This window comes from Methylocella sp. CPCC 101449, from assembly GCF_031921685.1.
GTDB lineage: Bacteria > Pseudomonadota > Alphaproteobacteria > Rhizobiales > Beijerinckiaceae > Terripilifer.
On record NZ_JAPDHU010000002.1, the window covers coordinates 305,877 to 328,077 of the forward strand.

At 62.4% G+C, this 22,201-nt stretch carries 20 protein-coding genes; 12 read left to right on the plus strand and 8 right to left on the minus strand.

Annotated elements, in window-relative coordinates; genetic code table 11:
* Nucleotides 1–59 precede the first annotated feature (59 nt).
* The 5 genes from OIM99_RS12065 (at nucleotide 60) to gmk (ending at nucleotide 5,415) form a co-directional block, all read left to right on the plus strand.
* Complete coding sequence (locus tag OIM99_RS12065) at nucleotides 60–299, plus strand: acyl carrier protein (RefSeq protein WP_090701016.1); 240 nt, start codon at nucleotides 60–62, stop codon at nucleotides 297–299.
* 155 nt (nucleotides 300–454) lie between these two features.
* On the plus strand, nucleotides 455–1,717 hold the full coding sequence (gene fabF, locus OIM99_RS12070; RefSeq protein ID WP_311850660.1) for a beta-ketoacyl-ACP synthase II: 1,263 nt from the start codon (nucleotides 455–457) through the stop codon (nucleotides 1,715–1,717).
* A 160-nt stretch (nucleotides 1,718–1,877) separates the two neighbouring features.
* Nucleotides 1,878–3,743 carry an endolytic transglycosylase MltG gene (gene mltG, locus OIM99_RS12075; RefSeq protein ID WP_311850661.1) on the plus strand — a complete coding sequence of 622 codons (1,866 nt, stop codon included), beginning with the start codon at nucleotides 1,878–1,880 and terminating at the stop codon, nucleotides 3,741–3,743.
* Nucleotides 3,744–3,833: 90 nt separating this feature from the next.
* A complete protein-coding gene (locus OIM99_RS12080) occupies nucleotides 3,834–4,721 on the plus strand; it encodes a YicC/YloC family endoribonuclease (protein ID WP_311850662.1) in 888 nt (295 codons plus the stop codon).
* Between the two features lie 22 nt (nucleotides 4,722–4,743).
* Nucleotides 4,744–5,415, plus strand: coding sequence for a guanylate kinase (gmk, locus tag OIM99_RS12085; RefSeq protein ID WP_311852255.1), 672 nt, complete (start codon nucleotides 4,744–4,746; stop codon nucleotides 5,413–5,415).
* Between the two features lie 9 nt (nucleotides 5,416–5,424).
* Here the strand turns inward: gmk and OIM99_RS12090 are convergent, their stop codons facing one another.
* The 8 genes from OIM99_RS12090 to OIM99_RS12125 all read right to left on the minus strand — a co-directional run bounded on the left by OIM99_RS12090 (nucleotide 5,425) and on the right by OIM99_RS12125 (nucleotide 14,986).
* Nucleotides 5,425–6,051 (minus strand): sterol desaturase family protein, encoded by a 627-nt coding sequence (locus OIM99_RS12090; protein ID WP_311850663.1) that lies wholly within the window; start codon nucleotides 6,049–6,051, stop codon nucleotides 5,425–5,427.
* A gap of 31 nt (nucleotides 6,052–6,082) precedes the next feature.
* Nucleotides 6,083–6,958 (minus strand): 16S rRNA (adenine(1518)-N(6)/adenine(1519)-N(6))-dimethyltransferase RsmA, encoded by an 876-nt coding sequence (gene rsmA, locus OIM99_RS12095; protein WP_311850664.1) that lies wholly within the window; start codon nucleotides 6,956–6,958, stop codon nucleotides 6,083–6,085.
* Complete coding sequence (pdxA, locus tag OIM99_RS12100; RefSeq protein WP_311852256.1) at nucleotides 6,955–7,974, minus strand: 4-hydroxythreonine-4-phosphate dehydrogenase PdxA; 1,020 nt, start codon at nucleotides 7,972–7,974, stop codon at nucleotides 6,955–6,957. Before pdxA ends, rsmA begins: the two co-directional genes overlap by 4 nt.
* Nucleotides 7,975–8,027: 53 nt before the next feature.
* The gene (locus tag OIM99_RS12105; RefSeq protein WP_311850665.1) at nucleotides 8,028–8,969 is read right to left on the minus strand and encodes a peptidylprolyl isomerase; all 942 of its coding nucleotides are present in this window, start codon (nucleotides 8,967–8,969) and stop codon (nucleotides 8,028–8,030) included.
* A gap of 47 nt (nucleotides 8,970–9,016) precedes the next feature.
* The gene (locus OIM99_RS12110; RefSeq protein ID WP_311850666.1) at nucleotides 9,017–11,650 is read right to left on the minus strand and encodes an LPS-assembly protein LptD; all 2,634 of its coding nucleotides are present in this window, start codon (nucleotides 11,648–11,650) and stop codon (nucleotides 9,017–9,019) included.
* Nucleotides 11,650–12,735 (minus strand): LPS export ABC transporter permease LptG, encoded by a 1,086-nt coding sequence (gene lptG / locus OIM99_RS12115; RefSeq protein ID WP_311850667.1) that lies wholly within the window; start codon nucleotides 12,733–12,735, stop codon nucleotides 11,650–11,652. The genes OIM99_RS12110 and lptG overlap by 1 nt, the downstream gene beginning before the upstream one ends.
* A complete protein-coding gene (lptF, locus tag OIM99_RS12120) occupies nucleotides 12,732–13,880 on the minus strand; it encodes an LPS export ABC transporter permease LptF (RefSeq protein ID WP_311850668.1) in 1,149 nt (382 codons plus the stop codon). Before lptF ends, lptG begins: the two co-directional genes overlap by 4 nt.
* Before the next feature lie 206 nt (nucleotides 13,881–14,086).
* Complete coding sequence (locus tag OIM99_RS12125; protein WP_311850669.1) at nucleotides 14,087–14,986, minus strand: alpha/beta hydrolase; 900 nt, start codon at nucleotides 14,984–14,986, stop codon at nucleotides 14,087–14,089.
* Nucleotides 14,987–15,255: 269 nt separating this feature from the next.
* Between OIM99_RS12125 and OIM99_RS12130 the strand changes: the two genes are divergently transcribed.
* From OIM99_RS12130 to OIM99_RS12160, 7 genes are all read left to right on the plus strand, one after another.
* Nucleotides 15,256–16,815 carry a leucyl aminopeptidase gene (locus tag OIM99_RS12130; protein ID WP_311850670.1) on the plus strand — a complete coding sequence of 520 codons (1,560 nt, stop codon included), beginning with the start codon at nucleotides 15,256–15,258 and terminating at the stop codon, nucleotides 16,813–16,815.
* Nucleotides 16,816–16,819: 4 nt separating this feature from the next.
* Nucleotides 16,820–17,359, plus strand: coding sequence for a hypothetical protein (locus OIM99_RS12135; RefSeq protein ID WP_311850671.1), 540 nt, complete (start codon nucleotides 16,820–16,822; stop codon nucleotides 17,357–17,359).
* 8 nt (nucleotides 17,360–17,367) lie between these two features.
* Nucleotides 17,368–17,826 carry a DNA polymerase III subunit chi gene (locus OIM99_RS12140; protein WP_311850672.1) on the plus strand — a complete coding sequence of 153 codons (459 nt, stop codon included), beginning with the start codon at nucleotides 17,368–17,370 and terminating at the stop codon, nucleotides 17,824–17,826.
* Between the two features lie 23 nt (nucleotides 17,827–17,849).
* On the plus strand, nucleotides 17,850–19,034 hold the full coding sequence (locus OIM99_RS12145; protein WP_311850673.1) for an MFS transporter: 1,185 nt from the start codon (nucleotides 17,850–17,852) through the stop codon (nucleotides 19,032–19,034).
* 470 nt (nucleotides 19,035–19,504) lie between these two features.
* Nucleotides 19,505–20,392, plus strand: a complete 888-nt coding sequence (locus tag OIM99_RS12150; RefSeq protein ID WP_311850674.1) for a 3-keto-5-aminohexanoate cleavage protein — start codon at nucleotides 19,505–19,507, stop codon at nucleotides 20,390–20,392.
* 41 nt (nucleotides 20,393–20,433) lie between these two features.
* The gene (locus OIM99_RS12155; RefSeq protein WP_311850675.1) at nucleotides 20,434–21,405 is read left to right on the plus strand and encodes a tripartite tricarboxylate transporter substrate binding protein; all 972 of its coding nucleotides are present in this window, start codon (nucleotides 20,434–20,436) and stop codon (nucleotides 21,403–21,405) included.
* 14 nt (nucleotides 21,406–21,419) lie between these two features.
* Nucleotides 21,420–22,196, plus strand: a complete 777-nt coding sequence (locus OIM99_RS12160) for a cyclase family protein (RefSeq protein WP_311852257.1) — start codon at nucleotides 21,420–21,422, stop codon at nucleotides 22,194–22,196.
* Nucleotides 22,197–22,201 lie beyond the last annotated feature (5 nt).

Here is a 22,201-nt window from a genome sequence, read left to right on the forward strand (position 1 = left end):
CGGGTCGGATGATGGGCAGATCGCCTGACTGTTTCTGAAATTAACGGGGAAGTTTGAAAATGAGCGATGTCGCCGAGCGCGTGAAGAAGATTGTGGTGGAGCATCTGGGCGTCGATGCCGACAAGGTGGTCGACAATGCCAATTTCATCGATGACCTCGGCGCTGACTCACTCGACACTGTCGAACTCGTGATGGCCTTCGAGGAAGAGTTCGGCGTTGAGATTCCGGACGATGCCGCTGAGACGATCGTCACGGTCGGCGACGCCATCAAGTTCCTGGATAAGGCCCAGTCGGCCTAAGTCTCGCTTCGCTCGAGCGATCGGGCACGTGACTGCCGTCTCGGCGATTCACATGAAAGGGCCGGGCTTTCCGGCCCTTTTGTATTGTTTTGGCTCTGTTCACGTTTGGGCATGATATCCCGGCCAAACGTGTTGAATATTTTGGGAGATATGGCTTGAGGCGCGTCGTCGTAACCGGCATCGGAATGGTTTCGCCGTTGGCAAACGGTGCGGAAGAAACTTGGCAGCGCATTCTGGCGTCCAAGAGCGGTGCGGCTCGGATTGAAAAATTCGAGGTCGCCGATCTGCCGTGTCAGATCGCTTGCGAAGTGCCGCGCGGCGATGGCTCCGATGGCAGCTTCAATCCCGACCAGTGGATGGAGCCGAAGGAGCAGCGCAAGGTCGACGATTACATCCTGTACGGCATTGCCGCCGCGACCCAGGCTTTGGCCGACGCCAATTGGGCGCCGCAGACCTATGAGGACCAGATCGCCACCGGCGTGTTGATCGGTTCAGGCATCGGCGGCCTCAGCGGTATTTACGAGACGTCGCTGGTGCTCAAGGAGCGCGGCCCGCGCCGCGTCTCGCCGTTCTTCATTCCCGGCCGCCTCATCAATCTCGTTTCGGGCTATGTTTCGATCCAGCACGGCCTCAAGGGGCCGAACCATTCGGTCGTCACCGCCTGTTCGACCGGCGCCCATGCTATTGGCGATGCCGGCCGCCTGATCGCGCTCGGCGATGCCGACGTGATGGTGGCGGGTGGCGCCGAGTCGGCCGTCTGCCGCATCGGCATGGCCGGTTTTGCCGCCTGCCGCGCGTTATCCACCGGTTTTAACGACCAGCCCGAGAAGGGCTCGCGTCCCTACGACAAGGACCGCGACGGCTTCGTGATGGGCGAGGGCGCCGGTTGCGTCGTGCTCGAGGAATACGAGCATGCCAAGGCGCGTGGCGCCAAAATCTACGCCGAACTCATCGGCTACGGCCTTTCGGGCGACGCCTATCACATCACCGCCCCGGCGGAGGATGGCGATGGCGCCTTCCGCTGCATGTCGATGGCGATCAAGCGGGCCGGCATTTCCGCTTCGGACCTCGATTACATCAACGCCCACGGCACCTCGACGCCTCTCGGCGACGAGATCGAGCTCGGTGCGGTTCAGCGGCTCGTCGGCAATGCGGCCAGCAAGGTGTCGATGTCGTCGACGAAATCGGCGATCGGCCATCTTTTGGGCGCCGCCGGCGCGGTCGAGGCCATTTTCAGCGTGCTGGCGATCCGCGACAATGTCGCACCGCCGACACTGAACCTGGATAATCCGTCGGTCGACACGCCGATCGATCTGGTGCCGCACAAGCCGCGGCAGCGGGAGATCAACATCGCGTTGTCGAACTCGTTTGGCTTTGGTGGCACCAATGCCTCGGTGATTTTCCGCCGGATGCATTAAGCTAAACGGCCGGTTGTGGCCGTTAAGGCCATGACGAAAAACGAGCATCTGACCTGTGGATACCTTATTTCGCCACAATCGGTTCTAAGGTAGGCTCGCCCTGGCGATCATGCGGACATCCTTCCGCGGTTGCAGGTCGTAAGCGTGGATCGGAGTGAAGATGTCGGAAGGGCAACCGACCGAAGGCGGTGCCGACGGGCAACCGGAGCGAGAACGCGCCCGATTCTTCGGGCGCCGCCGTGGCTTGCAGACGCCGACCGAGGCGCTGCAGCCCGAGGCCGCGCCGCCGCCACCGCCGGTAGGCAAGCCGCAGAGCCAGCGTCGCCCGATCCTGTCGCGCATGAGCGGCTTTCTGTCGTTCCTGTTGCTGGCGTCGCTGATCGGCATTGGCGGCATGGCGACGATCAGCAAACGCTTGGACACGCCGGGACCGCTCGAGGTCGACCGCGCCGTTTACATTCCGCCGCGCAGCGAAGTGCGCGAGATCATCGATCAGCTTGAAAAGGCCAATGTCATCGACGAGCCGACGTTGATGCAGGCCGCGCTCCTGGTCGAGCGCAAATGGCGTGACGTCAAAGCCGGCGAATATCTTTTCCCGCAGCGCGTCAGCCTGCAGCAGGTCATCGACATTCTGGTGTCGGGCAAGCAGATCCTGCATTCGATCACCATTCCCGAAGGTCTGACCAGCGAGCAGATCGTTCAGCGCTTGCGCGAAAATGACATTCTCGCCGGCGACATCCGCGAAATTCCGCGCGAAGGCACGCTCATGCCCGACACCTATCGGGTGACGCGCGGCATGGCGCGCAGTGCTTTGGTCGCCAAGATGCAGGCCGATCAAAACCGCTTGCTCGATCAGATTTGGGAGCGTCGCGTCAGCGGTCTGTCGCTGCGCTCGAAATACGAACTGGTGACGCTGGCTTCCATCGTCGAGAAGGAGACTGGCCGCGCCGATGAGCGCACCCGCGTCGCCTCCGTCTTCCACAACCGCCTGCAGCGTCGCATGAAGCTGCAATCCGATCCGACGATCGTCTACGGCATCGTCGGCGGCAAGGGCAGTCTCGGCCGCCCCATTCAGCGTAGCGAGATCACCCGGCCGACGCCGTACAACACCTATGTCATCGACGGTCTGCCGCCGGGACCCATCGCGAATCCGGGCCGCGCGGCCATGGAAGCCGTGGCCAATCCGTCCAAGACCCGCGATCTGTTCTTCGTCGCCAATGGCACGGGTGGCCATACGTTCTCGGAAACGCTCGATCAGCATAATCGCAGCGTGGCGCGTTGGCGCGAGATTGAACGCGAGATGAAGGCGAAGGCTGTACCGGGCGTGACGCCGCCAGCCGATGTCGATCGCGTCGATCCAGACGACACGCCTGTGGCGCCGGATCCCGCGCAACCCGCGCCGGCACGGCGCAGCGATGCGCCTGTCGATCCGATTTTCGGTGGCCTCTCCATTGCCGCGACGGCCATGCCGAAATCGTCGATGGAATCGGGCCCGGTGGTCTCGCTGCTGCCGCAGACCGAGGCGCAGCCTGCGCCGGCGCGGAATCAGCGCCAGCAGGCGGTGCGTGAGCAACCGGCGGCCCCGCCGGCACCACAACCGGCGCCTCAGCCGGCACAACAGGCCGCCGTGCCGAACGGCGCTTCAGCCTTCTCTGGTTTCGCCATGGGGCAGGGCGTCGATCAGCTCGTGATCCGTGGCGTCAACGACCGTCCGCCGGCACCGCTGCTTGACGGTCCGGTCGATGAACCCGCTGGTGTCAGTGCCGCCGATATGAGCGTCGTTCCTCTGTCGGCCGCTCGCCGTGCCGATCAGGAAGCGCGGATGGCGCGCTATGGCCATCCTGACGATGCGCCGACCCTCGTGGACAATCCGGAACAGGTGCAGGACGCGCCGCCGCCGCGGGCCGCACCGCTACGCGCCCGTGCCATCGATGCATCGGAAGGCACCAAGCTCGATCCGCTGCGCAACACCTCGTGGGATCTGAACTCCACCAAGACCGTTCCGTCCATGAAGACGATGCCCTGATCGGGGCCATTGAGACGGACCACCGTGATCTGTATGGTCGCGCCGTCGCCGGTGCTTTGATCCGGCATTCGTGATCACGAACGGACTTCGATGACGCTCAAGAGCATGACCGGGTTTTCCAGAGCCGCTGGCGCCAGCGGCGCCTGGCGCTTCGTTTGGGAGATCAAAGCGGTCAACGCCAAAGGGCTCGACGTGCGCGTGCGTGTGCCGCAAGCCTTCGACGCTATCGAACAGCAGGCGCGCGCCGCCGTGGCCGATAAGCTCGCGCGGGGCACGTGCTACGCCACTTTGTCGGCGCAGCGCGACGCGGCACAACCGGAAATCCGCATCAATCGCGCCGCGCTCGGCGCCTTGCAGACGGCGCTTGCCGAATTGCCGGCCACCTCGAATCTGCGTCCCGCCTCCCTGGATGGATTGCTGGGATTGCGCGGTATCGTCGATGTCGTCGAAGCTGGCGATGACGAAGAGACGATGAAGCGTGTTCAGGCCGAAGCCCTGGCTTCCTTGCAAACGGCTTTGACTGCTCTGGTCGACATGCGGGCACGCGAAGGTGCTGCCTTGCAGGAGGTTTTGACGCGCCGTGTCGATACCATTGCTGATCTGGTACAGGCGGCTGAGACGTGCCCCGGCCGCACGCCGCAGGCTGTGCGTGAGCGCCTGTCGCGATCGATCGCCGAACTGTCCGAGGCCGCGCCCGCGCTTGATCCGGCGCGCCTGCATCAGGAAGCCATCCTGTTGGCGGCGAAGGCCGACGTGCGCGAAGAGCTCGATCGTCTCAATGCCCATGTCGCGGCGGCGCGCACGCTGTTGCGTTCCGATCAGCCCGTTGGCCGCAAGCTTGATTTCCTGGCTCAGGAATTCGCGCGCGAAGCCAATACGCTCTGCGCCAAATCAAACGACAGTACGCTCACGACCATCGGTATGGACCTTCGCGTCGAGATCGAGCAGATGCGCGAGCAGGTCCAGAACATCGAATGAGAGAAGCCGAGTGAAAGAAGTCATGCGCGCGCAAGCCAAAGACAAGTCTGCATCGACGGGCGCCACCAAGCAGCGCGGCTTGATGCTGATCCTGTCGTCGCCGTCGGGCGCCGGCAAGACCACGCTGACGCGTCTTTTGCTGCAGGATGCGGCGCTCGATCTCAAACTGTCGATTTCGGTCACCACCCGCACGCGCCGCACCAGCGAACTCGAAGGCGTGCATTATTATTTCGTCAGCAAGGCTGAATTTGAAAAGATGCTGGCGGACAAGGAATTGCTTGAATGGGCGCAGGTCCACGGCAATTTCTACGGCACGCCCAGAGGCCCGGTGGAAGAGCGTCTGGCGTCTGGCGGCGACATGCTCTTCGATATCGATTGGCAGGGCACCAAGCAGGTGCAAAAGAGCGCGCCGCGCGATGTCGTCACCATCTTCATCCTACCGCCGTCGATGAAGGAATTGCGCGCGCGTCTCGAACGCCGCGCCGAAGATCCCGCCGATGTCATCGCCAACCGTCTCGACAACGCCCGTCACGAGATCGAGCGCTGGCCGATGTACGATTATGTCATCGTCAATCGCGACATCCAGGAAGCGCTGGCCGACGTGAAGGCCATTTTGCAGGCTGAACGTCTGCGCCGGGCGCGTCAGCACGAGAATATCGAAGGCTTCGTCGGAAAGCTGCTGAGCGAGGGCTGAGACGCGCGTTTACGAACGCGACGGTTTGCGCCATTCGGTGCGGAACACATAATCCCACCATGGCGCGGCGACACCGAAACAGCGCGAATGATCGGTGAAGTGATGCAGCATGTGCAGCCGCTTCAACCACAGGAACGTCGGGTTCTGCGAGCGGCTGTGGTGCAGCAGATAATGCATCGTGTCATAGACGACATAGCCGGCGATGAAGCCCGCCAGCGCCGTCACCCGCATGATTTCAGGAAAGATCGTCCAGGTGACGAGCACGGCGATGGCCATGATCGGGCCGCTCATCAACAAGGGCATGACGAGCCGCAGCGGATCGTTGGGATGATCGTGATGCACGCCATGCAGCAAAAAGTGCAGCCGCTCGCCGATCTTGCCGGGGAAGACCGTGTGGAACAGGAAGCGGTGGCCGAGATATTCGGTGAGCGTCCAGATCGCATAGCCGAGCACGAAACAGCCGGCGATGATCCAGGCCGGCGTGCCATGCCAGGCGGCCCAGACGATGAGAGCCAGGACGATCGGGCCATAGACGACCAGCGGCAGGCGTGGATCGACCCGCGACAGCTTGTCGAGCAGGTCGTTCTTGAACAGCCTTGGGGAGGCGGTCAGTTGGCTGGTGGGGCTCTCGATCATGGCTTGACTATATCAGATTGAGGCGGGGCGATCACGCGGCGGATGGCCGCCGCCGCTGCGCCTCATAGGCGCGCGCCAGGGCCGCAAAACCGTCAATATCGACCTCTTCCGCCCGGGCGGTGGGCACGAGGCCGGCCGCGTCGAGGAGGGCTTCGGCATCGCCCAGAGGTTTCAGCGATTGCCGCAACATCTTGCGCCGTTGGCCGAAAGCGGCGCGCGTCACGTCCGCCAGCGCATTGCTGGTACATTCAGCCGGGTTTGGCCGTGGAACCAGATCGACGATGGAGGAGGTGACCTTGGGCGGCGGCGTGAAGGCGGAAGGCGGAACGTCGAACAGGATTTTGGCCTGCGTCCGCCAGCCGCAGAGCACGCCAAGCCGCCCGTAGTCGGCACGCTGCTGCGGCGTCGCGACGATCCGCTCGGCGACTTCGCGCTGGAACATCAGCACCAGCCGTGTCCAGAACGGCGGCCATTGCTTGCCTTCGATCCAGCCGGTGAGCAGCGGCGTGGCGATGTTGTAGGGCAGGTTGGCGACAACGCGCACGTCGCGGCCTTCGCTGTACTGCGTCGCCAACGCACCGTAGTTCACGGCCAGCGCGTCGTCGGCGATCACCTCAAGGCGGCCAGGATAACGTGCCGCGATTTCCGCCAAGGCCGCGAGACACCGCTCATCTCGTTCGATGGCGACGACCTTGGCGGCGCCATGGGCGAGCAGCGCACGCGTCAAACCGCCCGGGCCAGGACCGACTTCGATAACGGTGGTGTTGTCGAGCGCACCGGCGGCACGGGCGATGCGCGAAGTCAGGTTGAGATCGAACAGGAAGTTCTGGCCGAGCGATTTGCGCGCGATGAGATCGTGGGTGCGCACCACGTCGCGTAATGGCGGCAGGTCGTCGATCATGCTCACGCGACGGCACCTGCGGGCGTTCGTGCCATGCGCGCGGCCAGATCGAGTGCGGCGATCAGGCTCGCAGCGCTCGCCTTGCCGGTGCCGGCGATGTCATAGGCCGTGCCATGATCGGGTGACGTGCGGATGAAGGGCAGGCCGAGAGTGACGTTGACGGCGCTGTCGAATGCCAATGTCTTGATCGGGATCAGGGCCTGATCGTGATACATGCAGATCGCCGCGTCATAGCGCGCGCGCGCTTCCGCGTGGAATAACGTATCGGCGGGATGCGGTCCGCTCACCACGATGCCTTCGGCGTTCAATGTCGCGATGGCCGGCTTGATGATGTCGATATCCTCGCGCCCCATGCTGCCGTTTTCGCCGGCATGTGGATTAAGGCCGGAGATGGCGAGGCGCGGTCGCGCCAAGCCGAAATGCTGTTTGAGATCGTGCGCGGTGATCCGGGCGGTTTTGACGATCAGCTCGCTCGTCAAGGTTTCGAGCACGCGCGCCAAAGCGATATGGATGGTGACGGGCACGACCGCGAGCTCAGGCGACCACAGCATCATCACCGGCAGCGCCGGCTGGCCGAACAGACGCTCCGCCAGCTCGCCGAGAAATTCCGTATGGCCTGGATGTTTGAAACCGGCCTTGTAGAGATTGTCTTTCGAAATCGGATTGGTGACGACCGCGCTGGCGGCGCCCGCATAGACATAGGCCACCGCCCGCTCGATGGCTTCGATGGTGAGCGGCGCATCCGTCGCCGACGGCCGGCCCGGCTCGCCGCTGACGGCAGCGGAAAGAGGCACGACCGGCAGAGCGTCGGCGAAGACCGCCGCGGCGTTCTGCGGCTCGACCGTTGTGATGGGTAGATCGAGTCCGATGCTGCGGCCGAGACGTTTCAGGTGAGCGGGATCAGCCAGAACGAAGAACGGCGCGATGTCGCCGTCGTGTGCTTGGCCATCGTGTGCCTGCGCCCATGCCTTGAGCGCGATCTCGGGGCCGATGCCGGAGGGATCGCCCATCGCCATCGCCATCGCCGGACGCGAGGCTGACTGTCGCGGCGAGGGCGATGAGCGGTTCACGGTCGTTACCGTTGCACGATGATGGCGCGATCGCGCAGCGGCTTGTAGAGACGGTCCGCCACGCCTTCGAGGCGCTTCGACAACAGGGTCTGGCGAATGTTCTCGGCCGCGCCGGAATCGCTGCCCGCTTGCGACTTGCCGCAAACGGCGATCATTTCGATGCCTTCCGCGCCACGTTGCGGCGGCGTGAGCTGGCCGACTGGAGTCTTGTCCAGAATTTCCATCAGTTCCGGCGACAGGCCGGCAGCGCCGCGGGTCATCTGCTCGCGCACGACCACTTCGTTCATGCTGCGGGCAAGCTGGATGCCGGACTGGCAATCGTTGAAGCGGCCGCGCAGTTGCTGCGCCATCTGGCTACGGCTTTGAATATAATCGCCCGAGGCATTCCGGGGAACGACGAAGATCACCTGCCGCAGCCGATAATCGCCCGCTGCCTTGGCGCCTTGCTTGGCCAGTTCGGCCCGGACTTCGCTTTCCGGCACGCTGACATTCTTGTTCAAGGCCCCAACGAGCGAGCGCCAAGCCATCATCGCGCCGAAATATTCCTGGATCGCCTGCTTGTCGACGCGCGCGCCCTGAATGCTGGCGAGCAGCGCCTGCGGTCGCAACTTCATTTCCGTCGCCACGCGCGCCAGCTCGTTGATCGCGTCTTGCTCGCTCGGTTTCAGGCTGTACTTGCCTGTCTCGGCCAGCTTCAGGCGGCTTTCGTAAATGCTTTCCAGCGCCGCCGCATTGGTCGCGGGCTTGCGCATGACGCGCAGAATGCGCATGCGCTGTTCGACATCCTGGTTGGTGATGGGGCTGTCGTTGACGGTCGCGACGAGGGCCTGCGCATGGGCGGCAGGGGCGAGACCAGGCAACGGAAGAGCAGTTGTTCCGGCGGCGAGCAGCATGGCGGCGAAGCTCAGGTGAAGTGCATTCCGGCCCGGAATAAGTGCTGACAGCATGAAGACTCCAATCTGTGATCCGGCGCAGCGCGCCGCGATCTCTTGCTTTAGCGCAGCGCGGCGCTGCTCAGTCCGTCTTGAACGCGAACGTTGCCCAGAGACGACCGCAGGCTCGTGTCGCCGATGGTGCGCAGTTCCAGCCGCAGCATCACGGTCTGGTTGCGGGTCGGCGTCAGATAGCCATTGTCCTGGTAGATTGAGGTATAATTGAGCATCAGCGTGGTGCAATCGTCCGTATAGCCGATGCCCGCTCCCAGGCCGGCCACGGAGAAGACCGGCGCACGGCCGACATAACCGGTGCCGGCCGGCGTGTTGTTGTAGTAGTGCCGCGACAGGTCGAAGATCACGCTGCCGGTGGCGAAGACATTGTCGGTTAGCTTGTATTTGGCGTTGGCGGCCAAGCCTTCGCGCGGCACGTTGTAGCCGATCAGCGGCTGGGCGCTGTAGCGCGCATATTGCAGGCTGGCTTCCAGCGGGCCGTAGTTGAAATTGGCCATCAGATCGAGGCGGCGCAGCGAGAAGTTACGCTCGTCGAAACGCGCCTTGGCGACGAAGTTGAACATCGTCGTTGGCGCGAAGGTGGCGCTGGCGACATAGTCGGAGGCGCGGCGGTCGAGGCCCGAGCTCAGGCCGATGTTGGCGGCGTCCGGCGTGGCGTAGGAATTGACGCCGGCGATCTGCCGCGACTGGCCGAACATGAAGTTGATGTAGCCGCCCTTGTGGAAGCTCGCCGTGTACTGGAAGCCGTAGTTGGCGCGCGTGCCGGTCTCGAAGCGGTCGTAGCCGGAATATTTCGACCAGTCGAACAGGTTCGAGGTGTCGAACACCAGGCTTTGCGAATCTTCGTTGATGCGCAGGCTGCTCGTGCCCGTGTTCGGGCGCACGATGATCTGCGCGATCGGCTCGAACACCTGATCGACGAGGCTGCCGCTGTAGAGCAGGGGATAGCGGTATTCGAGGCCGACGCCGGGCGTCACGCTGGCGGCGCTCTGCTGCTGCGCGCCACCCAGGAAAGCCGTCTGGCTGGCGTTGGTGATGTAGGAGACGCAGGGCGGAGAGGCGCAGCTCGGGTTGGACCAGCCGGTGGTGCTCGTCAGATTGGTGTTGGCCCAGGCCGTGTTGACATGGGCGAAGACGAACGGCTGCCACACCTGGCCGAGCGGATCGATGAACTTGCGCTTCCACGACACGTTCAAAGTGGCGCGCGTATAATCGCCGCCGATGCCGTTCAAGAGACAGGCGCCGGGAACATAAGTGCGCGCGCCCGTGAGCGTCTCGCAGACATTGTAGAGGCCGAAAGCGCGGTCGAGGCGCTGGCCGCCGATCGCTTCGAACGAGGCGAGTTCGCGCGAGATGCGGGTGAAGTTGAAGTCGATCTCGAGCTGGCCGCCAATGCCGGCCGTCTTCTTCGGATCGATGTCGATGGTCTTGTTATAGTCGAGAACCGGCGCGACGAGCGGCTGCTGCGACTGTAGGTCGGAACGGCCGAGCGCCTGGAAGTAGTAGCCACGCAGATCGAAATAGCCGCGATCGCCCTTGCCGTTGAGGTAGATCGTCGAAACCGTTTCCTGGAAGTAGTTCGCCGCCAGCGTCGACTGCGGCATGGCATAGTGCTGCAGGAACCAGCGATCGCTCAGCAGCGTCGCGTCCCAGCCAAACTTCCACTTGTCGTTGATGTAGAACTCGCCACGCGATTCCAGCGAGCCGCGGAAGTCGCGCTTGCCGGGTCCGTAGGGCGCCGGCAGAAAGGCGCTCGGATCGTTCTGGAAAATGCCGACGCCACGGATCTGATAGGAGCCGTTGACAAATTGCTGCCGCCACACCGCCTCGCCCAGCACGCCCTGCTTGGTCAGGAACGTCGGCGTCACGGTGAGGTCATAGGTCGGTGAGATCGCCCAATAGAGCGGAATGCCGACGCCGACGCCCGTGTAGGAACGATAGACATAGGTCGGCGCCAGAATGCCGCTCTTGCGCTCGACCGTCGGGTCGGGCGTCGAGAAGAACGGCAGCCAGGCGATCGGGTGGCCATAGAGCTCGAACGTCGCGTCTTCGTAGTAGATCGTCTGTTCGGAATTGTTGTGAATGATCTTCTTGGCACGAATCTGCCAGAACGGCGGCTTGCTGTTGTCTTCTTTGCACGGTTCGCAGGCCGTGTAGGTGCCCGACTCAAAACGCGTCTGTTCGCCGTCGATCCGTTCGGCCCGGGCGGCGCTGAAATGGGTGTTGTCGGCGGTATCGGCGCGCAGGCTGTCGATGAAGCCGTTCTTGAAGTCGTCGGTGAGTTCGAATCGGTCGGCGTAGGAGATCGTGCCGTCCCGCTCGGTCAGCTTGGCGCGGCCCTCGGCGAACACCCGATTCGTCTTACGGTTGTAGGTGACCCGGTCGGCCTGGAGAACGCGGCCCTGGTAATAGAGCTGCACGTTGCCGCGCGCGCCAATGATGTCCTTGTCGCGATCGTAGGTCAGTTCGTTGGCATCGACGAGCAGGCGGTCCTTTTTGCCGTCGGCGTTCGGCGACTGGGCGCGCTGCGTCAGACGATCGTTCAACGTCTGCGCCAGGCTCGGCTGGGCAGCGGGAATCGTCAGAAACGAGAAGGCGGTCGCCAAGCCAAACGCAATCGCCACCAATCCAGGAAACGGACGGCGGGGGCGGGCCTGCTCGGGGCCGTTACGCCGCCCCATTAACCATCCTCCTGGTACAAAAGTACAAGTATACCCAACATGCTCCCGACTACCGCTGGCAGCCAGGCCGCCACGGGTGCGCTTAGCACGCCCGCGCCGCCCAAATCCGTTGCTAGTTTCGTCGCCACATAAAGCACGAAGCCTGAGGCGACGCCACCTGAAACCATTCGGGAAACACCACCAAACCTGAAAAATCTTAAGGAAAAGGAAGCCGCTATGAAAACCATTGCAACCAGCAAAAGAGGACGCGCCAGGAGCGACTGGAATCGCAATCTGTAGCCGCTGGCGTCGAGGCCTGCGGCCTCGGTTCGCGCGCTCACGTCGGCCAGATCCCAGAACGGCACGGCGGAGGGGGCGACGAAGGATTGGGTGACCTGTTCGGCGGTCAGATTCGTGGCCAGAAGGTAGGTGCCGACCGTCTGCGGTTCTTCGCCGGGCGCGGTGATCCGGGCCTCGGTCATGGTCCAGAAGCCGGGGAGCAGGGTGGCGTGGGCCGCCTCGACTCGCTCCATGAAGCTGCCGTCCGGCTCGTAGACGAAGGCGGACACGCCGCCCAGCGTCCGCCCGCCATCGCTCGACCGTTCGGCGCGGATGATTGACTGGCCGTCGATGCTGCGCTGGCGAATCCACAGGCTGGTGTCGGCATCCTGGGCGGTTTTGCCGAAAATCCGGGTTTCGATACGGTCTGCGCGCTGTTTCAGGTCGGCGGCCAGCGGGTTGTAAAGCACAACCGATAGGGCCCCGATGGCGAAGACGATCAGGGCTGGCGGCGTCAGGAATTGCCAGACGGAGACGCCGGCCGAGCGGATGATCACCAGTTCCAGCCGCCGCGACAGGGCGACGAAGGCGATCATCGTGCCGCCAAGCACGGCGAAGGGCAGGATCTGCTCGGCGATCGAGGGCACCCGCAACAGGGTCAGAAAGGCCAGAAAAGCCGACGAAACCCCGGGTGCATCGCTGCCGCGACGCATCATCTCGACGAAGTCGGCAATATAGATGATGACGAAAAGCGCCAAGAAAACCAAGGTGATGGTCTTGATGAACCGGCGCGACAGATAGCGTCCGAGTGTCGAAAACAGGATCATCGGGCATAGCCCCGGATGGCCGGCTGGCGCACCAGTTTGGCACTACCCCGCCATGCACCTGTTTGTTTGATCATCAGCCAAGTTGCGCCGAGGAAGGCGCCGATCGGTATCCCGTAAACGAGGACGATGGCCCAGCCGGAGCGCTGGAACACGGCGGAGGCGCCGAATCCGGCCAGACGGATCAGCAGAACCGCCACCACCGCGGCGGCGATGGCCACACCGCGTCCTTGTCGCGTCGTGCGGGCCTGGCCGAGCGCCAGGAAGGCGATCATGGCGAAGGTCAGCACATAGAGCGGCCCGGCGAAGCGGTCGTGCAGCTCGGCCCGGTAGCGGCCGTAGAAAGTCTGGGTGTAGACGTCCGCTTTGCCGACGTCGAAAGTGAGGAGGTCCCAGGTCGAGCGTTCGCGCGGCTTCAGGATGATGCCATCTTCCTTGGCGCTGAACTGAGCAAGATCAAGGGCATAGCTTTCGAAGGAGACGAGGGCCGGCTCGCTGTCCTTGCGCGTTTGGCGCTGCACGAAGGCTTTGTTGAGGGTCAGGAAATTGCGGCCGTCGACCTCCACCGTGCCGCCGCTCTCGGCGATATAGGTGTTGACGATTTCCGGGTCGCTGCGGTCCTGGATGAAAATACCGAGCAGCGTGCCGCCGGGGCCGCGTTCCCGATAATGAAAGACGATGCCGTTGGTGAGGGGAACGAATTGGCCCTCGCGCACCAGGAAGGTGACGAAATCGGCGCGGACCTTGCTCAAAATGTCGCGAATATCGCGAAAACTGGCCGGCATCGCCCAAATCGACATGCTGCCGACCAGAACCAGCACGGCCAGCGAGACGATGGCGAAGGGCCGCAGCAGCTTCCATTGCGACAGGCCCGATGCGCTCATGACGATCAGTTCGCTGTCGGCATTGAGCTTGTTGAGCGTGTAGAGAACGGCCCCGAACAGGGCCAGCGGTGCGATAATCGCCACCAGGGAGGGGATGGTCAGGCCGGTGATGAGAAAGAACACCGCCAGCGTCTGGCCCTTGGAGGCAACGAGGTCGATCTCTCGCAGAGCCTGGGAAATCCACACGACGAGCGTCAGCAGGCCCAGGCAGGCCACGAAGGCAAGTGCGCAATTGCGCAGGATATACCGTTCGACGATGTTCATGCCGCCCCTAGAGCAAACCGCGTTTCGTGAGAAACGTGCTTGTGCCCCCGACCTTTTATCTCACGGGATTTTCGCGAAAAACCGGCATCCACTTTTTCGCTTCCCGCTTCAAAGACTGCAGGCCTAGATCGTTCGGTTCGGAACATCAACTAGGCCACCACTTCTGCCCACTATAACTGGTGTAAGGCGGCAGTGAGGCACTGTTTTTAGGTCGAAAAGAATCGCAGCAGCGCCTGCGCTGTCTCTTTCGGCAATTGTTCGGCAAGATAATGGCCGCCGGGCAGGGTATAGCCCTCTACGTGCCGGGCGCGCTGCCGCCACAAGGCCAGAGTGTCGAAACAGCTCTCCATGACGCCATCCTTGCCCCAAAGCACCAGGAAAGGCGCTTCCACCATCTTGCCGCCGTCCGCATTGTCGTGGGCGATGTCGGTCGTGGCGGCGGCGCGATAGTCCTCGCAGTTGGCGTGAATTGTCTGTGGATTACGGAAACAGCGCATATATTCGGCCAGCGCCGCGGGATCGAACGGGGTGGATGCTGACTGGACGCTGCGACCGCGCAGGAAATAGGCGTCCGGATCCGCGCCAATCAGCTTCTCCGGAAATGGCGCCGGCTGAATCAGGAAAAACCAGTGCCAATAGGCACGGGCGAAGGCGTCGTTGGTGCCAGCATACATTTCCCGGGTCGGCGCGATGTCGAGGACGGCGATTTTCTGGACCCGTGCCGCATGGTCGAGGGCAAGCCGATGCGCCACCCGGCCGCCCCGGTCGTGGCCTGCGACCATGAACTGATCGAAGCCGTGCGCGCTCATCACTTCGGCCATGTCCTGGGCCATGGCTCGCTTGGTGTAAGGACCGTGATCCGCAGCGCTTTCCGGCTTGGAACTGTCGCCATAGCCGCGCAGATCGGCGACGACCACGGTGAATCGCTCGGCCAGGATCGGCGCCACCTTGTGCCACATGACGTGGGTTTGTGGAGAACCGTGCAGCAGCAGCAGGGGCGGGCCGGAACCGCCAATGCGCCCGTGGATGGTGGCCCCCGCCGTCTTGATATCGAACAGGCGGAATCCTGGGAAGAAACCGTCTGCATTTTCGCCTGCGTTCGACACGTTCGCCCTCGTTTCAAAATCGGCGTGGCCTGATGGCCACACCTCCAACCAAAGTGAAATCTGTTCTAACGCGTGGCGCAAAAGCTGTCGCTATCTCGCCGACGGCATTTTTCTTCGCGCCGCTGCTGGGCTAGAGCAGCGCACGAGGCCGGTTGCGTCGCGCCGTCTGCAAGCCCATGTTGCAAAACTTATATTGCTTGCAACCGGAATTGCGCCCAAAAGCGACACATCAGTGAAATGCGCCCGGCGCGACGAAACGCGAGGATTTCATGCCGCGGAATGTGACCATCGAATTTGCGCCCCTGTCGCCTGCCACCAAGAAGGCCGCCAAGGGCCGTGGCGGCGCCCAGACTCTGGTCGTCTTCGCCGGCGAGGACCTGAAACTTTCGGCGACCACCGAGAAACTGCTGGGCGCGGCAGGCGAAGTGCTGAAGCGTGCCGCCAAGACGGCGGGTTTCACCGGACGCAAGTCGTCGTCGCTGGAAATTCTGGCGCCCGAGGGGCTCGACGCCGAACGGCTGTTGGTGATCGGCACTGCGCAAGCCAAATCGGACAGTGCGAAATCGGACAATGCCAAAGCCGATAGCGATGAGGCGTCGAAGCTCGATTTCGTCACCCTCGGCGGTTTCACCATGGGCAAGCTCGGCAAGGGCGCGGTGAACATTCAGCTCGATCCGCCGAATGGCGCCGATGGCGGCGCGGCGGCGGACTTCGTGCTCGGCCTGCGTCTGCGCGCCTATAAGTTCGATACCTATAAGACCAAGAAGACCGAGAACGGCGCCAAGGACGACAGCCTGAACATCGGCGTCGGTGTCGCCAATGTCGCCGAAGCCAAACGCGAGGCTGTCGCGCGCGATGCCATTGCCGATGGGACCTATGTGGCGCGCAATCTCGTCAACGAGCCGGCCAACATTCTCTATCCGGAAGAATTCGCCCGTCGCGCGCAGCAGCTCAAGAAGCTCGGCGTGCAGGTCGATGTGCTCGACGTGAAGCAGATGAAGAAGCTCGGCATGGGCGCGCTGCTCGGCGTCGGCCAGGGCTCGGTGCGCGAAAGCCGCATGGTCGTGATGCGCTGGAATGGCGCGCGCAACGCCAAGAGCAAACCCGTTGCCTTCATCGGCAAGGGCGTGACCTTCGACACCGGCGGCATTTCGATCAAACCGGCCGGCGGCATGGAAGACATGAAGGGCGATATGGCGGGCGCGGCTTGCGTCGTCGGTCTGATGCATGCGCTCGCCGCCCGCAAGGCGAAAGTCAATGCCATCGGCGCCATCGGCCTCGTCGAGAACATGCCCGACGGCAATGCTCAGCGTCCGGGCGACATCGTCACCTCCATGTCGGGGCAGACGATCGAAGTCATCAATACCGACGCGGAAGGCCGCCTCGTGCTGGCCGACGTGCTCTGGTACATTCAGGACAAGTACAAGCCGCAGTTCATGGTCAATCTGGCGACCTTGACCGGCGCCATCCTGGTGGCGCTCGGCAATGAATATGCCGGCCTGTTCAGCAACAACGATCAGTTGAGCACGCGGCTCGCCGCATCCGGCACCGAGACTGGCGAGCGCGTCTGGCGCATGCCGCTGGGCCCGGCTTATGACAAGCTGATCGATTCGAAATTCGCCGATATGAAGAATGTTGGCGGCCGGTTTGCCGGTTCCATCACTGCCGCGCAATTTTTGCAGCGCTTTGTCAACAAAGTGCCATGGGCGCATCTTGATATTGCCGGCACCGGCATGTCTTCGCCGGCCAATGACATCAACCAGAGCTGGGGTTCGGGCTGGGGCGTGCGCCTGCTCAACAATCTCGTCGCCAGTCACTACGAGGCATGACACCATGTCCGGGACGTTGAAAGTGCAGTTCGCGGGTTTAGCGATGTTGGCGGCAAGTCTCGCCGCCGTATCGCCTGTTGCCGCCGCCGCGCTGACCTGTGCTGAGTTTCAAGACACTTTCGCCCATGCGGTGCCGGAATTGTCGCCGCAATTCGGTCGCTCCGTGGTGGTCTCGCGCGGTGTGCGCGGCGACACGCGCGAACTGACCACCAATTCGGCCGTGGAAGGTCGCTTGACCTGCGACGGCACGCGTTTCGTACGCTTCGAGGTGCAGTTGCAGATGCCCTCGACACCCGCCGGCCGCGATGCCTTCTTCCGCGTGCAGCTCGCCGCCGCCATGGCCGGGCTGAAATGGTCGCGCAATCGCGCCACCCAGAACATCATCGGCATGAGCGGCGAGGCGGCGGATTATCTGCGTGCTTCCGAAGAGCGCGGCGACGTCTCGGTCTCCGGCAAGGTCGAACGCCACGCGGGAGCGGCGGGCGATCTCGCGGCGATGTGGACGAAAACCGATCGTACCTTCATCGTCCTCGCTTACGACTAGCCAGGGTCATGACGGAGGTTTGGTTCTACCATCTCACCCGTCAGCCGCTGGAGCGGGTCTTGCCGGCGCTGCTGGAAAAGACCTTGCAGCGAGGCTGGCGGGCCGTGGTGCAGTCGGGCAGCGAGGAGCGGATCGCCTTCCTCGACGATCTTCTGTGGACCTATGCGGATTCGAGTTTCCTGGCGCATGGTACGGCGCGCGATGGCGACGCCGAGATGATGCCGGTGTTTCTCACCGTCGATGCCGCAAATCCCAATGGCGCACAGGCGCGTTTCATGGTCGATGGCGCCGATGTAGCTGCTATTGGCGCCGACAGCACCTATGAGCGTGTTCTGATCCTTTTCGACGGCAACGACGACGATCAATTGGCCGCAGCGCGCGCCAATTGGAAGCGGCTGAAGGACGCCGGTCTCGCGGTCTCTTACTGGCAGCAGGCCGAAACAGGCGGTTGGGACAAGAAAGCCTGACGCATTAAGCGGAGCGAAACAGCGTGGGAGGCCAGAGGGACGATGCGGCGGTAGCGGCCGGTTTTATCGATGCGCGGGCCCGCGGCGAATTCATCGCCATCTGTCTCGTCGGCTTTTTCTTCTCTTTCACCAACAACTACTCGTCGCTGCTGGCGATCGTCTTCGAACGCTCCGGCCATTCGCTGCAGGACGCGGGCCTGCTGCTGAGCCTGTTCGCCATTCCCGCCATGCTGGCGGCTTTGCTGTCGAGCATGATCTGCGCGCGCATCGGTATCCTGCCGACCGTGCGGCTGGCGATCTTCCTCACCATGATCGGCATGGGAAGCATCGCTTTCACGCGCGAAAGCTTTTGGCTGTCGTTGCTGGCACGCCTGATACAGGGGGCGGGAGTGGGCCTGTTTTTGCCGGCGGCGATGGTCTATTCGCAGAGCCGGATCAATCGCAAACGCTTCGTCTATTTCATCACCGTCTTTTCCGCCGTCATCCCGCTAGCCGCTATTGCGCCGCCCATCGGTGCCTGGACGCTGGAGCACTATGGCTTCGCTACGCTTTTCGCGGAAGCCGCACTGCCCTCGGCTTTTGCCATCGCCATCACCTATCTGTTGCGCGCAGCGGCGCGGCCGAGCGACAGCGGCGGTCTCAATCTTGGTGCTGGTCTGCAGAAGCGGCTGCTGTTGCCCTATGCGACGATCCTGATCGGCGGCATGCTCTATGGCTATTCGACCAGCTATCTCGCCGCAGACCTGCATCAGCGCGCCATTGCTCTGGCCGCTTTCTATGTGCCCTCATCCATCGCTTTGGTGGCGATGCGTTTCGTGGCCATGCGCGTGCTGGCGTCGATGGCACTGCCGGTTCTCGTGATCGCGAGCCTCGGCACTTATGCTGCGGGTTTTGCGCTGATCGCTCTGGCGAACGGGCCGCTGCTGATGATCGTCGGCGCGCTCGCTTATGGCATCGGCAACAGCATCATGCTACCGGTGGTCGCCGCATGGGTGGTCGAAGGGCTTGAGCCGCAGGATCGCTCCGGTCCGCAGTCCGTTAACATCTCCTCGTTCTACTTCGGTCTTTATGCGACGCCGTGGCCGATCGCCCATCTCATCGCCGGCGTCGGTTACATCGCGACCGAATGGATCATCGCGGCGATCGCTGTCGCGATGATGATGGCTGTCGCGGGCTTCGTCCTGCGCCCGGCGCGAACGAACGTTTGAGTGCCTACGGCATAAAACAGACTATAATCAAAATTTATTTGCGCCACTTGAAGTCCCTTCCGTTGGGCTGTCGGCAATTCATTGTCCTGCCGATAGTCGCAATATCATGGATATAATTACCCTTGTTTCATTGCCGGCGGCATCAAGCCTATCCATGGCCATACGCAACTGCCGTATTGACAATTCGAGTATAGTCGATAATTTTTAGGCGTGAGCTGCTTCACGCGGCTAAGGCATATCAGGATAGGGAGAAGGGCCTGTTGGAAGCGCGGCCGTTCCAGGCGCAGCGCTTATCGTGACCGATACGGTTGATCTCGATTGTTCCGCTTCCTCGTCAAGAGGCGCTGACACCGGCTGCTTTACAGCTCGTGTCATGCGCTTTCTGAACCGCGGCTCGCATGAGCCGGCGGACGGTGAAGTGCGGTCTCTCGATCAAATGATGATTGAACGCAGAAGAGTCGGAGAGAGGCATGTCCAGGAAAGTGATGGTCACCGTTGCGCCGACGGGAGGAATGGCGAAGAAGTCGCAGAATCCACACCTGCCGACCCAGCCGGAAGAAATTGCCGAAACCTTGAAGAATTGTACCAAGGCCGGCGCTTCCATCGCGGCGATTCATGCCCGGCGGGCGGACGATCAAGCCACGTGCGATCCGGCGATCTACAAAAAGATCAATGATCTCGTCAAAGAGCGTTGCGACATCATCATCAACAATTCAACAGGTGGCGGCATCGACGGGGATGTCGTGGTCCAACGTTCCGATGGTCTTTGGGAGTCGGATTTCGAACATCGCATGCTCGGCATCGAGGCTGAGGCCGAGATGGCGACCTTTGACGGCTTCACGGTCGCCGCCACATTCGATGGCCGCGAGATCATCGTTCCGACGACGCCATCCCAGTGCAACCGATTGGCGACGGCCCTTCAGGAGAAAGGGATCAAGCCGGAGTGGGAGGTCTTTAACCCAGCCCATATTCTGCAAGACCTGACGAGGCTCATCAAAGCCGGCTTCGACAAGCCGCCTTATTACGTCAACATCGTCCTTGGCGCCGAGCGTGGCTTCCAGGGCGGTATGCCTTATTCGACCGACGTTCTCTCATCGATGGTCAGCCTGCTGCCGCCACAATCCGTCTTCTGTGTCTCGGCCATCGGCAATGCGCAGCTTCCCGCGACGACGCAGGCGATTTTGCTGGGCGGCCATGTGCGCGTCGGCCTTGAAGACAATCTGATGTATGCGCGCGGCGTCCATGCCACCAACGAAATGCTTGTCGAACGGCAGGTTCGCATCATTCGGGAACTGGGTATGGAGCCCGCGAGCCCGGCCGAGGCGCGAGAGATGATCGGTTTGCCGGCCAGGCGGTGAAGGGAAAGCAGAAGCTCACGATAAGACTTGGAGGGGTCTCAATGTTTGCGCGTCGTTCCGTGCTTTCGTGTTTGTCGGTCTTGTTGTTGACCGGCCTGTCAACGCCATACCTGCAAGCGCAGGACTATCCCAATCGCGAGATACGTTTGATCGTCGGCTTTCCGCCGGGGACGGGTGCCGATGTCAACGTTCGCTACTTCGCCGAAAAGCTTCGTGTTCTCGCCGGCAAGACCATCGTCGTCGAAAACAAGCCGGGCGCGAACAGCAATGTGGCGACCGAATATGTCGCGCGTTCGAAGCCTGACGGCTATACGATCTATCCCTTCTCGGCGACAACGGTCGCCGCGTCGCAGCATCTCTACAAAAGTCCGCCCGTCGATGTCGGCAAGGCGTTGGAGGTCATCGCGACCATCAATACCTTGCCCTTCACGCTCGCGGTTGATGCCAAAAGCCCCTATAAAACCGTGGCCGAATTGACGCAGGCGATGAAGAAGAAGGGCGCCGGCGCGTCCTTTGCTACGTCGACCACGGTCGGCACGATCATGGGCGCCCTCTACAATCAGGCTGCCGGCCTTGAGGCGGTGGAGATTGCCTATCGCAATCCGGCTGATGCGCTCGGAGAGATGGAAAGCGGCCGGATTGACTACGGCTTGTTTGACTCGGTTTTTGCTCTCGCGCAGATGCGCCAGGGCAGCATGCGCATTCTTGCCGTCAGCTCGGGTGAACGCTCGCAGGTCGTCCCTGACATTCCGACCATGAAAGAATCTGGTGTGCCCATTGATCTCACCAGCTGGTGGGGGGTGATGGTGCCGGTCGGCATGCCACGGCCGATCGCGCAGAAGATCGGCGATTGGTTCACGCAGATCGTCAAGACCGAGGACGCACGGAAGTTTCTCGCCATCGGCGGCGGCGATCCGCTGTTCCGCACGCCTGAAGAAGCCAATGCCATGTTCCATGCCGCCATTCAGCAGTGGGGCGAATATGTGCGTATGGCGAAGATTCCGCTGAATTAATGAACTGGAGGCGCATCGTGAGGCGTTTGATCGATATTTCCGCGGGCCTGAAAGCGGGGATCGCATCCGATCCCCCCTCCATGCTGCCGAAAATCAACTACGTGCAGCATCGCGAGGGGGCGGCGGATTTCGTGCGCATGTTTCCCGGCTTGCGCGTCGAGCAACTGCCTGGCGCCGCCGGCGCTGCGGTCGAGACGTTAACGATCTCAACGCATAACGGCACGCATCTCGATGCACCATGGCATTTCCATCCAACGATGAACAATGGCGAGCGCGCCATCACCATCGACGAAGTGCCGCTCGAATGGTGTCTCTCCGATGGCGTGAAACTGGACTTCCGCGATAAGCCGGACGGCTATGTCTGCACGGCCGATGACGTCAGGCGCGAACTCGATCGCATTGGCTATGCGCTGAAGCCACTCGATATCGTCCTGGTCAACACCGCCGCCGGCGGAGCTTATGGCCGGGATGATTTCCTGGACAAGGGCTGCGGCATGGGGCGTGAGGCCACTTTGTTTCTCACGCGGCAGGGCGTTCGCGTCACCGGTACGGACGGCTGGAGCTGGGATGCGCCCTTCGGTGCCACGGCGAAACGCTTCACTGAGACCGGTGATCCATCGATCATCTGGGAAGGCCATAAGGCCAGCGTCGAAATCGGCTATTGCCACATGGAAAAGCTGAGCAATCTCGAAGCTTTGCCGTCCCATGGTTTCACGGTGTCGTGCTTTCCGGTGAAAATCCACAAGGCATCGGCCGGATGGACACGCGCTGTCGCGATTTTGAACGCGTGAGGTAG

What these genes read in the sequence shown, in the direction of transcription:
- OIM99_RS12065 (WP_090701016.1), top strand. Translation starts at nt 60, where the DNA reads ATGAGCGATGTCGCCGAGCGCGTGAAGAAGATTGTGGTGGAGCATCTG.
- mltG (WP_311850661.1), top strand. Translation starts at nt 1,878, where the DNA reads ATGTCGGAAGGGCAACCGACCGAAGGCGGTGCCGACGGGCAACCGGAG.
- OIM99_RS12080 (WP_311850662.1), top strand. Translation starts at nt 3,834, where the DNA reads ATGACGCTCAAGAGCATGACCGGGTTTTCCAGAGCCGCTGGCGCCAGC.
- gmk (WP_311852255.1), top strand. Translation starts at nt 4,744, where the DNA reads ATGCGCGCGCAAGCCAAAGACAAGTCTGCATCGACGGGCGCCACCAAG.
- OIM99_RS12090 (WP_311850663.1), bottom strand. Translation starts at nt 6,051, where the DNA reads ATGATCGAGAGCCCCACCAGCCAACTGACCGCCTCCCCAAGGCTGTTC.
- pdxA (WP_311852256.1), bottom strand. Translation starts at nt 7,974, where the DNA reads ATGGCGATGGCGATGGGCGATCCCTCCGGCATCGGCCCCGAGATCGCG.
- OIM99_RS12105 (WP_311850665.1), bottom strand. Translation starts at nt 8,969, where the DNA reads ATGCTGTCAGCACTTATTCCGGGCCGGAATGCACTTCACCTGAGCTTC.
- OIM99_RS12110 (WP_311850666.1), bottom strand. Translation starts at nt 11,650, where the DNA reads ATGGGGCGGCGTAACGGCCCCGAGCAGGCCCGCCCCCGCCGTCCGTTT.
- lptG (WP_311850667.1), bottom strand. Translation starts at nt 12,735, where the DNA reads ATGATCCTGTTTTCGACACTCGGACGCTATCTGTCGCGCCGGTTCATC.
- lptF (WP_311850668.1), bottom strand. Translation starts at nt 13,880, where the DNA reads ATGAACATCGTCGAACGGTATATCCTGCGCAATTGCGCACTTGCCTTC.
- OIM99_RS12130 (WP_311850670.1), top strand. Translation starts at nt 15,256, where the DNA reads ATGCCGCGGAATGTGACCATCGAATTTGCGCCCCTGTCGCCTGCCACC.
- OIM99_RS12135 (WP_311850671.1), top strand. Translation starts at nt 16,820, where the DNA reads ATGTCCGGGACGTTGAAAGTGCAGTTCGCGGGTTTAGCGATGTTGGCG.
- OIM99_RS12140 (WP_311850672.1), top strand. Translation starts at nt 17,368, where the DNA reads ATGACGGAGGTTTGGTTCTACCATCTCACCCGTCAGCCGCTGGAGCGG.
- OIM99_RS12150 (WP_311850674.1), top strand. Translation starts at nt 19,505, where the DNA reads ATGTCCAGGAAAGTGATGGTCACCGTTGCGCCGACGGGAGGAATGGCG.
- OIM99_RS12155 (WP_311850675.1), top strand. Translation starts at nt 20,434, where the DNA reads ATGTTTGCGCGTCGTTCCGTGCTTTCGTGTTTGTCGGTCTTGTTGTTG.